Here is a 9,889-nt window from a genome sequence, read left to right as displayed (position 1 = left end):
GCTGAAGGAAAAGCTGAAGGGGAATATAATAAAGCAGTAGAGGTAGCAAAGAAAATGTTAGCTCAAGGTTGTAATGTTTCTTTAATTTCTAGTGTAACCGGTCTTGATGAAGCTTTTATTAGTTCTTTAGAGTAAACATATTTCTTGTAAAATTTACTCTGCTGTTTGAAAAATCATTTATAAAAATTCTGAAATAACAAAAAAGTTTTTTATACACAGCTTACCTCTAAAACTAATAATACTAAATTAGCGATTTAAAGGGGCATTATAATAGGATTTTTCTTTATAAGGTAAATCCCCCCCCCTATCAAACAAGGTAAGATCTGGTAGATTCATAATTTCAGATGGCATTACTAATAATTTTCTTTTCTCTAAGCTATGCATATTTACTCCATCACGCATGGAGTTAGCACCATAAGAGAGATTCTCTTGAGTTTCAATAATTTCTTGCTCACCAAGCATTAAAGCTGATTTATGTGCTGTCTGCTGATCAACTCACTCGAAAAATAAATTTACTGCCAAATAAATCAAGCATTGAAGCTGCTCCTGCATGACCATATATCTCCTCTAATTTATGAATATTCTGCATGCCTGCAACAACGCAGCCACCATATTTCCTGCTTTCAGCTAAAGCTATAGGGAGTGAAGATATCTTGTGTAAAGCTGGCAGCTCATCAATCACAAACCACATATTACTATGAGTATTATTGATGTTCCTATTCATTAATGCTTTTATCGCTATGCTAATCCATGCAGCAATAAGTGGTCGTAGCATTACTCGTTGATTAGGAGTACTAGTTATAAATAACCAACCTTTGTCCGCAGTAAACCACTTTCTAATACTAAAACTACCATCAGGCTTTAAATGTTGCAGAGCTTCAATATTTTTACTAATAGTTGCTTGAATACCTGAAGAAGTCTCAGGTGCACTACTGCTAATTATACCGGCTACTGCACTATTTTTAAAGATCCTAACAAATTCTTTATTATTTGCATAAAGAATAGTATTTATTAGCTTTTTGATGTCTTTGCTATCATGATATAATCTTAATCCTTCAGCTAATACTAGCTCAGCACTTTTAGCAAAAAAATCATCTAATTTTGGATTATAATTACTAAAACTACTTGCTATATCATTAAAATCCCAAATTTCATGACAATCATTCCACGGCAGCCATGCTGAAGTATTCTCTTGCAAGGGATTAAGTATCTTATCACATTTGGGATCAAAAAATCGATCAGTAAAGCTACCTGTTAAATCAACAATAATTGCTCTACCTCGCTCTTTTCTAATCTGAGGTAATAGCTCATTTATCATATTGGTTTTACCGCTACCTGTAGTACCGGTAATAAGAATATGTCTCCTTTCACTATTTTTAACTAATGGCAACCCAGAAAAGCAAATATTAGCAGCTTGTTTGTTTTTATAAAGCATTTTTGCTAAAGTACCTGCTTCTACAAAATCTGCTCCCCTGATCTTATCTTGAATAACAGCTTTTTTACCTCGATACATAAAAAAGATGATAGCAGTAAACAGACCAATAGTAAAAGTAATAATACCTTCTTGCCAAGCTGAATGCAATAAAAATTGCCCAAATTTATTGATATTATGCGAATGCGGTGTAACATGCCAAAATTTATGAACAAATTCTTCAGCATTACGGTAAACCCAAGCTTTTTGCTCTAAATAATAGAATTTAATACCTATTTGATCTATAGGATAAAAATGTTCTCCTATAGCAAGTTTTAATTGTGTGTATCGTTCTATGACAAAATAATATAGACTCATCAAAGATAATTTCTGAAATACTCGCCATATTAGCCAAGATACAGTAAATACCAATCCAACTATTAAAGCATTAATACTGCCTTGCCCAAGCATTCTCATCTGATGAGCAAAAATTTGTGAACCACGAGTAAAATTATTTTGATTTTGTGGTTGCATAGAATTACAAATTATTTTTTAATATCTTTGATTTTTCTTCAAACTCATCAGCCATAAGATCATTACCTAATTTTCTTAAAGCTTTAATTATTGCTTCATATTCTTCTATAAGATTAGGTTTGTATTTAATAGCTAAATTAAAATTTTCCTTAGCTTCTTTATGTTTACCTAAATTAACTAAAACAATACCTTTTTCTAAGTAACTTTCAGCATAATCAGATTTATACTTAATAGCTAAGTCGTAGCTCTTAATTGCTTCTTCATATTTACCTAATTTTCTAAAAGATACTCCTTTTTCTAAGTATGATGCTATATAATTAGGATCATATTCGATTGCTAAATCACAATTTTCTATTGCTTCATGATGTTTTTTTAATATGTTTAAAGAGATAGCCTTGTTATAGTATGCTTCTACACAATTGGGCTGATATTTAATGGCTATATTACAGGTTTCAATTGCTTCTTGATATTTTCCTAAGTTTATTAAAGCCGCACCTTTATTGTTGTAAGCATCTGCATAATCAGATTTATATTTAATAGCTAAATCATAGTTTTCTATCGCTTCCTGATGTTGCCATAAAGACATCAAAGATATTCCTTTGTTGTAATAAGCTTCCGGATATCTAGGATTATATTTAAGAGCAGTATCAAAATTTTCTATTGCATTTTGGTATTCTCCTAAGTCATTTAATGCACTACCTTTATTATTATAAGCTGCTGTAAAGTCTTGCTTATTTTTTATAGCGAGGTTGTATGATATTATTGCCTCACGATGCTTTCCTATTGTGCATAATACATTTGCTTTGTTATTATATGCTTCTGCAAAACTAGAATCATACTTAATAGTTAAGTCATAATTGTCTATTGCTTCTTGGTATTGTTTTAATGTATTTAAAGTCATGCCTTTATTGTTATAGCATTTAGCACAATCAGATTTATATTTAATGGCTAAATTATAATTTTTAATTGCTTCTTCATATTTACCTAATTTATAAAGAGATCTTCCAATATTAAAATACTCTTCTGCTAAAATATTGGGATCTTGAATCTTGCTTTGTGTATCTATTGGTTGTGGTTTTTCATTAACAATACTAGTAGTATTTTCTGCAAAAGCACGGAAATATTAATGGTAAGATAAATATGAATGCTAATTTTTTGATATTTTGTATAGATTTCTTTTTAATTATTTTCATTTTTATAGCCTGGTAGTTTAATATTTCTTTTCTTTATCGCCTTATCGCTAATGCCAATATTATCTGCTATTTGCTGGCCAGTTCTTATAATCGTTGATTTAGGAGTTTTATTAAATTCATCTTCAAGTTGTTCCCTCTTATATTTTACTTTATCAGATAACTGCTCTAGAGTCTTTACTTTTTCTACTTCATTATTATCTGTACTTTGAATAAGCATTTGTTCTATACTTGTATCATAAATATCATTTTTTCTATCATCAATACTACTAATAGCAGCTTGATCATTTAACTGTTTAGTTTTTTTATCAAAACTTGATCGCAAGCTTTCTTTAGATGGAATATTGATGTTACTTACTGAGCTTAAGTTTTGCGGTATAGTATTATTAATTTTAGCTATGTTTAAAGCTATTTGTTCAGCTTCTTGTTGATGAGTACTCGCCCACATAGCAGCCTGCTCTTTACTACTTACTCCAGGGATATTTTTGGCAATTATGCTATTTAATACCGGCTCATTTAAATTGCGATCAATAGAAGCGGAGTTTTGAGACACGTAATTCATATTATAGCTTAATTGCTCGATATTTTGTTTAGTTCTTGCTATTTCTTGCCCTACAGACTGTTGCTCAGAAAAATTATTATACTGATGCAAATAAAGCAATGCCTATTGATTGATATTTCATCTTTCAGCCATACATTTGCTTTTGGAGCAAATAAAAAGATAAAAATAAATAAAGATGGGAAGAACCATTCCATGGCAAAAATACCAATATTACCTCTAAAAATAGCCCTTGTTGCTGCCCAAATACCACCAATTGTCAAAGCGAATTGTCCTACTGGAGTAAAATACTCGCTATTTGAGCTAAATACTCTAGCTATACCATTAAAAACCTGCCATAATATATCTCCTCCACCAAATGTATGTATTATATAATCTGTCATATTTTTTATATTTTTTTGCTTACTGTTTCTAACAGTCGATTGTTATTTTAGCTGATTATTATTTATTTTTTAGGTATCAAATTATTAATTTATAATTACTTTTTTTTAAACTTCTCTCTTGCGATATTTAAGTTCGCTCTTTTGCGATTAAGTGTTGTTCTATTAATCTTGCTCTTCTATCAATCTGATCACTACTAGTTAACATATTACTCCATTTCTCTTGAGCAAAAGCTTGTACTTTATTTAGGGCTTTTAAATAAGCAGTTAAATGATGATGTGCTACCTGCTTAGATTGTAGCATAGTTACTGCTTTTCTTACCTCAGATACTACTTCCTTTAAATGCTGCAACAAGCTGTAGCTAGTCACTAATTCTGACGAGCTATCTAAAATAGTAACTCCAGATATCGCTTCTAAAGTAATATAATCATATATTGGAAACGATTCCCCTATAGAGGATAAAAAAGCAATATCGGCATTACTGAATTCATTGTTGCTTGCAAGTTTACTTTTTAAGTCATCAAGCTTTGTTTTAGCCTTGCCTTGATATGATTGATCTGGCGAAATAACAATATTGCGTCTTAAAGAGGGATTTAAACAACTACTATTATCACAAGCATAAATTGAGGCAGATTCTCCACCTTTTAAATGCGTAATCCAGCTTTTTTCATTTTGAGCAAGTGACTCAAAGAAATGCACATTATTATCTCTAACTATAATAGTACCAGTCATTGACATAATGCTACTTCTCATATTTTCAGGGATGCCTACTTTATCTGCTGCTTTAGTAAAAATATTATAATCAGTAAGCATTAATTCTGGATCTTTAGCTTGAGCTTTAGCTAAAGCTTGTTTTTGCTCTAGATCGTTTCTACATCTTTTTCCTGCGGCAAAATAATCAAAGCCAGAGCTGGATTGTAAATCCTTGCAAACTGATTCTCTCATGGCTGAGTCTTTAGGCAAAATGGAAGCGAAAATAGCTTTAGTCATCTCACAATCAGATTTGGCAAATTGATTCATTTCCATAGCAAGATTTCTTAAATCTTTCAGGGCATTTTCTATTTGCGGAGCAAAGGTCTTAAGGCCCAATGAAAATGCATAAGCTTTTGCTTGCGTACCAATATTTTTCATTAGCTGTACTAACTCACCTCCTGAAATAATCGAAAAACTGCCAAGATAAGAATCAATACCACTACAGCTCATGGTCAGTGTTGGCGGAGTTATAGAGATTGGATTAAAAGCTGTTTTACTAGTCCGCATTGATAGCCCTCCTGCTGCATAATAGCCAGCAGCTTGAGATTGATATGAACCAGGTTTAGTTACATTAACGCTCATCCCTTCAAATACATCCTGTAAGTCCCAAGCATAAGTTGTTACTTGTAACAATAAAACTATAATGAGAATATGCATCACATGTTTTATGTAGATCACTCTTCTAAACTTATTGTTACCAATCATAATCACTAACCTTTAGTACATTATAGTACTGCACTATCAATAAAATATTTTCAGCAATTTTATTTTCACTAATAATGCCTTTTGCAATTAGATATATTTGTTTGCCGCTGCTATCGACTAAATATAATACCGGTACAAGCTTTGCAGGATTTAGTGTTTTTAACAAACCGGTATCTTTAATGGTTGGCATCCCTTGAAATCTAGTTTCACTATTACTTACAAAAATTAATTGAAAGCCATATTTATCTGCAAATTCTCTTACAATAGGGGTAAATGCCTGACAGTAATTGCATCCTTGATTTACTTGCATAATTAATCCCCAATTCTTAGCTAACAATCTTAGTTTTTTGCTGTTTTCTTCTTCTTGCCTTACTTCATATAATTTTTTATGTAAGGAATTTACTGGTTCATCCATGTTTACTAGCTTGTAATCTAATATCGTTGCTAGTTGCCACATGGTAGCAAATTTATGTGATTTTTCTAAGATTTGTTTATGTAACCTTTGAACAATAATAACATTGGCAAGTGTTGGATTATCAAGTGCTCTGCGTTGAGCTTTAGAAAATTCCTGCTTTAATTTATTTATTCTTTGATCATAAGGTGCTTCAGTAAAGTCCTGTTTTGTAACTACTGAATCTAGCTTTATTACTTCTCTTGTTTGAAACAAATCTTCATTATACCAAAGAAAACCTGTTGGTTGAGTGCTATCTTTTAGTTCATTGTTGCTTGCTAAATCTAATCCTGTCATTTTATTTACACTATTAGCATTTAAGTCTATAGTACCAGCAAATGCATGATTTGACCAATCATTGATTAATAACCATAAATTAATTACTAGTAATGTAATGGCTAGTAATGATTTATTTGCTATGTTTACCAGCCACTTCATTATTTTAATAGGATAAATTTGAATCAGTATGATTATTATTAAATCTTTGCTGTTGCATTATAGGTATTTGGTTTTTTAGTTGCTGCGGAAAATTCTTATGCATTTTACTTTTAGCATGATCAAGTAAATCACTAAATAACTCCTCTAAATCAAACTTAGAAAAATCTATTCTTTGCAGTTCTTCTACTGTAAACCCCCTGCAATTAGCATGTTGTGCTGTGCCAAAACCAATAGCTAATTGTTTTTTGCCTTGTTCCTGAAATACTCGTGCAAGTTTTGAATTAAAACAACAATAAGTAGATTTCTTGGTAATACATGTCTTAAATATTTTATCTTTCTTAGCACAATATGTACCAACATAGTAGCACTGACCTTTTGCCCTTTTTAAGGCTAAGGCTTTTTCTTCTGCATTGCACCTACTTAATCCTAAATCCTTACCCCAACCTTTGAATCCAGAACAACAATTAAGAAAATTACCAATATTTGTTTTACGACAATTATCGCTTGTACCTTTAAAAACCATCATCGGATTTGTCTGCATATCTTTTTTCATTTCATTTAACATTGCAAGATACCCAACATTCCCCATATCAGTATTAGGCACAATAGTTACAGTATGACAATCCCCTCCTAAACAAAACATTTGTGATCCTGCTATAGAAGAGCTGAGCTCTTTTTTCTCAATGTAACAGCTATAATTTCGACTCCACTGCAAACAGATACTAGCAGCTTGCTTAATGCAGTTACTGCTTACAAGTTCACAACCTTGCTGCTTTAAATAATTACACCCATCTTTTGGCTCGCTACTACATTGATATTTAATCTGCTCTCGCCAGCATGGACGATTAACATTGTACTTATCAAAAAATATCTTATTACCACTCTCTAAACAGATACGTTTTATTTCATGACATTCATTAACTATTTGCCAGTACTGGCCTTTTTCTCTAAATTCCTTGATTTTATCACGATATTTATAAGTAAAAACATATCTATCCCACTTAACTATATCTCTATCCCAGCCTTCAGTTAATGCTCCTTCTCCTTGAGGAGAAATGCCGATATATGTATCAATATGATCAAGAGAAGTATTTAACTTACCAGCAATTGCTACTCTTACATCAAGCATTATAGCTTGATTATTATGCATATGCATGCTGTATATTGTTTTACGCTTACCTAAACTTCTTTTCTTTTTCCAAAAAATAGGATAAAGCCAGTGACGATGGCTATTACTTATCTCAAGGCCTGAAAATGCTATACTTCTATCCTGCCAATCTCCCCATTTATCTATTAATTCAGCATCTAGTATGAGATTCCTGATGATATCTACTTCAAATTCTACTCCTTCGCTGCAACTCTTACTAATTTTAGTCTTAATTACTTTTTCACTAGCATTAAGTGCAGTCCCTTCAGTATGACTTAATGGATCTGCCTCAATCTTAGCTGAATTACTAATTAATGGATTTTTAGCATTAAGGTCGTATTCTTGTAGTGCATCTATTTTTTTAAGCTCACTTTGTTGTAGTAATTGACCTGCTGAACTATTATTTAACATTTGACTACCTTGCTTTGTTAAATCTTGATCACTCATATTACTTAAATTTGAAATATCTGCGTCTTTATCAAATATTACTTTATTGCCCATTTGATCAGGATTACCAAGCTTAATACTATTTTGATACCCTATTGCTTGATTATAACTATCTTGAATGTTAGCAATTGCATTAAAACTGAACAATACAATAATCATTGATAAAAATGTGAACCTCATGAATTTTCTTTGTTCATAATTTCTAATGCATCATGTAATGATATGTGACCAGTTAGTCTTTTTACTCCCGTGCCTTCACTATTCACTATTATTGCTGGTACAGAAGTAATTTGATATTCCTCAAATAGATTTGGATTAATATCAAAACTAATATTAATTTCATCGGCTTTTGCTTTAGTTTCTAAAAAAGAATTATTTTTTAAACCTCGCATTACAAGTCTTATGCCTTTTTGTTCTGCTTCAATATAATAACTCTTTAATGCTGAATCCGGCATTGAAAATGAGACAAAAATATAGATTTGATTATATGTTTTAGGCTGTATTATCTTCTGTAATAATTTTTCTTGTTCTGCCAAAGCATTTGTGCTACCTAGAATTAGTAAACTAGTTAAAATTATTGTTTTTAGGTTAAATTGCATATTTTTCTGTATCTTGTCATATCATTATAGCCTTAAAAGAGGCAGCAATTTCTTTTACGCCAAATCAAATGACCAAAATCCTCACCTTTAACTGGGAATTCGCGTGCACCCTGCCAGGTAGTTTCAGTCTCGCCAATTTTTTTACAAGAATGAATTGCAGGGATTGGGTAAGTCATCTGCAGTCTATATTGGCCCTTCTTGATTATTGGCGTTGGATATTTACCGCATAATCCGCTACTCCCCATATATCCCCATAATAACAACTGCCTATGTAACTTAGCCATAAATTTAGCTACTATTAATGCAGAAGTTCCAACTCCGCCATTATGAGAGCTAGTTGTACCGGTAAATGGATAAAGAGAACCTTGACAGCCTGAACACCAAAACATTACATCGTTAGAAAGATTACCAGAACTAGAGCTAATGCAATCAGCTATGCAAGCTGATTGAGCTGTAATACTTCCAAATAATAAACTTTCAGGATTTAATATAGCAGCCTTATTATCATCTCCCCATAATGGATCAAATTCAGTTAAATATGCGATATCTACTTGTGACATCTCTAAACAGGCAAAATCAAGTAAGATCTCAAGCCAGTAAATAACCTGATATATATACCAGTGAACATGATAAAAGCTACTTCCCTCTATGTCATCCTTAACACCTTTTTGCATGCTGGTACCAAGATTAATGCCTCCAAGGCTTACCATACACATCGGAGATTTAGTTACATCCACCAGTCTTACCGGCTCCCAGAATCCAATTGGAATTCCAGGAACCGGCATCGGAATCGAAGGCTTAGGGCAAAAACAAACAATTTGCCTTGGGTTATTAGTATCAGCCATAGAACTTGACACAATTTTTACTCCTCCGATAGTAATTGGAAATAAACATTTCCAGCAAACATCAGTGATTGGATTTACAAATCTTCCTACGCAGCCAATCGATGCATAACTATAATTACCAAGCAAAATAATTATAATAAACATTATTAATTTCATTATTACTTGTGTATTTTAGAAGTTATTAAATCTGTATTTGCTTGATAAACTACCTTTGGTTGCTCTGCTATCATATTATTTTTCTCACCTGCGATTAGATATACTACTTCTCCACTAGATTTTACTATTGCTTGCACCCGACCTTGTAATACATGATCTATTATCTTTTCTAAATTTTTCTTTGCTTCTGGCAATTGCCACTTCTTCATAGATTACCTCCGGATTTTATCAGTTTTTATTCACACCTTAATTTTTACTCAAATACTATAATAT

General features: G+C 31.9%; 9 protein-coding genes and 2 pseudogenes. 1 reads left to right on the top strand and 10 read right to left on the bottom strand.

Going from position 1 to position 9,889, the window contains the following annotated elements; all coding sequences use genetic code 11:
• Positions 1–135: pseudogene (locus MB29_RS12255) on the top strand (Rpn family recombination-promoting nuclease/putative transposase); the annotation flags it as partial.
• A gap of 111 nt (positions 136–246) precedes the next feature.
• Here MB29_RS12255 and MB29_RS07905 read toward each other — a convergent pair.
• From MB29_RS07905 to MB29_RS00775, 10 genes and pseudogenes are all read right to left on the bottom strand, one after another.
• Positions 247–1,945, bottom strand: a pseudogene (locus tag MB29_RS07905) (type IV secretion system DNA-binding domain-containing protein).
• 4 nt (positions 1,946–1,949) lie between these two features.
• On the bottom strand, positions 1,950–2,954 hold the full coding sequence (locus tag MB29_RS07900) for a tetratricopeptide repeat protein (RefSeq protein WP_458693810.1): 1,005 nt from the start codon (positions 2,952–2,954) through the stop codon (positions 1,950–1,952).
• A gap of 170 nt (positions 2,955–3,124) precedes the next feature.
• Positions 3,125–3,787 carry a hypothetical protein gene (locus MB29_RS00810; RefSeq protein WP_032138660.1) on the bottom strand — a complete coding sequence of 221 codons (663 nt, stop codon included), beginning with the start codon at positions 3,785–3,787 and terminating at the stop codon, positions 3,125–3,127.
• On the bottom strand, positions 3,748–4,077 hold the full coding sequence (locus MB29_RS00805) for a conjugal transfer protein TraG N-terminal domain-containing protein (RefSeq protein ID WP_032138659.1): 330 nt from the start codon (positions 4,075–4,077) through the stop codon (positions 3,748–3,750). The genes MB29_RS00810 and MB29_RS00805 overlap by 40 nt, the downstream gene beginning before the upstream one ends.
• 127 nt (positions 4,078–4,204) lie before the next feature.
• A complete protein-coding gene (locus tag MB29_RS00800) occupies positions 4,205–5,533 on the bottom strand; it encodes a conjugal transfer protein TraH (protein WP_032138658.1) in 1,329 nt (442 codons plus the stop codon).
• The gene (locus MB29_RS00795) at positions 5,523–6,425 is read right to left on the bottom strand and encodes a conjugal transfer protein TraF (protein WP_032138657.1); all 903 of its coding nucleotides are present in this window, start codon (positions 6,423–6,425) and stop codon (positions 5,523–5,525) included. The genes MB29_RS00800 and MB29_RS00795 overlap by 11 nt, the downstream gene beginning before the upstream one ends.
• 1 nt (position 6,426) lies before the next feature.
• Entirely contained in the window at positions 6,427–8,175 is a 1,749-nt protein-coding gene (locus MB29_RS00790; RefSeq protein ID WP_407690035.1) for a conjugal transfer protein TraN, read from the bottom strand.
• 17 nt (positions 8,176–8,192) lie between these two features.
• Positions 8,193–8,615: a type-F conjugative transfer system pilin assembly protein TrbC gene (gene trbC, locus MB29_RS00785; RefSeq protein WP_032138655.1), complete on the bottom strand. Its 423-nt coding sequence runs from the start codon at positions 8,613–8,615 to the stop codon at positions 8,193–8,195.
• A gap of 32 nt (positions 8,616–8,647) precedes the next feature.
• A complete protein-coding gene (gene traU / locus MB29_RS00780; protein ID WP_032138654.1) occupies positions 8,648–9,616 on the bottom strand; it encodes a conjugal transfer pilus assembly protein TraU in 969 nt (322 codons plus the stop codon).
• Positions 9,617–9,618: 2 nt separating this feature from the next.
• Positions 9,619–9,825, bottom strand: coding sequence for a type II toxin-antitoxin system prevent-host-death family antitoxin (locus MB29_RS00775; RefSeq protein ID WP_032138653.1), 207 nt, complete (start codon positions 9,823–9,825; stop codon positions 9,619–9,621).
• Positions 9,826–9,889 lie beyond the last annotated feature (64 nt).

It is taken from the genome of Rickettsia tamurae (assembly GCF_000751075.1).
GTDB lineage: Bacteria > Pseudomonadota > Alphaproteobacteria > Rickettsiales > Rickettsiaceae > Rickettsia > Rickettsia tamurae.
Note: the sequence above shows the minus strand (reverse complement) of the source record. Positions and strands in the feature narration are given on the sequence as shown.

What these genes read in the sequence shown, in the direction of transcription:
- MB29_RS00805 (WP_032138659.1), bottom strand. Translation starts at nt 4,077, where the DNA reads ATGACAGATTATATAATACATACATTTGGTGGAGGAGATATATTATGG.
- MB29_RS00800 (WP_032138658.1), bottom strand. Translation starts at nt 5,533, where the DNA reads ATGATTGGTAACAATAAGTTTAGAAGAGTGATCTACATAAAACATGTG.
- MB29_RS00790 (WP_407690035.1), bottom strand. Translation starts at nt 8,175, where the DNA reads ATGATTATTGTATTGTTCAGTTTTAATGCAATTGCTAACATTCAAGAT.
- trbC (WP_032138655.1), bottom strand. Translation starts at nt 8,615, where the DNA reads ATGCAATTTAACCTAAAAACAATAATTTTAACTAGTTTACTAATTCTA.
- traU (WP_032138654.1), bottom strand. Translation starts at nt 9,616, where the DNA reads ATGAAATTAATAATGTTTATTATAATTATTTTGCTTGGTAATTATAGT.
- MB29_RS00775 (WP_032138653.1), bottom strand. Translation starts at nt 9,825, where the DNA reads ATGAAGAAGTGGCAATTGCCAGAAGCAAAGAAAAATTTAGAAAAGATA.